At 68.6% G+C, this 916-nt stretch carries 1 protein-coding gene; it reads right to left on the bottom strand.

Annotation, left to right across the window (positions count from 1 at the left end; translation table 11 throughout):
* On the bottom strand, positions 1-905 hold a 905-nt coding region (locus tag G4D87_RS38210; protein ID WP_163787640.1), incomplete at its 3' end, for a serine/threonine-protein kinase.
* Positions 906-916 lie beyond the last annotated feature (11 nt).

Raw genomic sequence — 916 nt, 5'->3', positions numbered from 1 at the left:
GGCTGGTTTCCCACCGCGGTGGACAGCGAGTGCAGCGGCGTGCCCGTCAGGTCCTCAATGAAGGAGGAGACGTCCGGGTAGCGCTCATCCGTGCTCTTGGCGAGCGCGCGCATCACCGCGGCGATGGCCTCCGGCGTGGCCTCGGGACAGAGCGGGGCCAGGGGCTCGGGCGGCTCATAGACGACGCGGAAGATCATCTGCGCGAGGCTGCCCGAGCCGAACACGGGCTTGCCGGCCATCATCTCGTAGACGATGCACCCCAGCGAGAACACATCCGTGCGCGCGTCGATGTCCCGGTTCTTCCCCTGGGCCTGCTCGGGCGACATGTACTGGGGCGTCCCGATGAGGGTCGCCTCCTGCGTCTGCACCGTCGTGGAGCTGAGGACCTTGGAGATGCCGAAGTCGAGCAGCTTCACGCGCTCGCCCACCACGCCGCCGGAGTCGGTGGGCACCAGGAACACGTTGGCCGGCTTCAGGTCGCGGTGGATGACGCCAGCGCCGTGCGCCGCCTGGAGCGCGGAGCCCATCTGCCGGGTGAAGGAGACCACGTCCTCCATGGGCAGGCGCCCGCGCTCCAGCCGCTCCTGGAGGCTCTCGCCGCGCAGGTACTCCAGCACCAGGAACGGGTTGCCGTTCTCCAGGGTGTCGTAGTCGTGCACCTCGACGATGTTGGGGTGGCCCAGCCGCGAGGCAATCTCCGCCTCCCGGCGGAAGCGCGCGAAGATTTCGGGCGTCAGGTGGTCGCCGCCACGCAGCACCTTGACCGCCACCTGCTTGCCGGGGAGCCGCAGGTGTTGGGCCAGGTACACCGAGCCCATTCCTCCCCGTCCCAGCAGGGAGACAATCCGGTACGTATTCCGCAGGACCTCATCAATGCGGAGGTCACCATCAGCGGGTTGGGTCATGGGGCTGGGAC

Source organism: Myxococcus vastator, from assembly GCF_010894475.1.
GTDB classification, from domain to species: Bacteria; Myxococcota; Myxococcia; order Myxococcales; family Myxococcaceae; genus Myxococcus; species Myxococcus vastator.
Note: the sequence above shows the minus strand (reverse complement) of the source record. Positions and strands in the feature narration are given on the sequence as shown.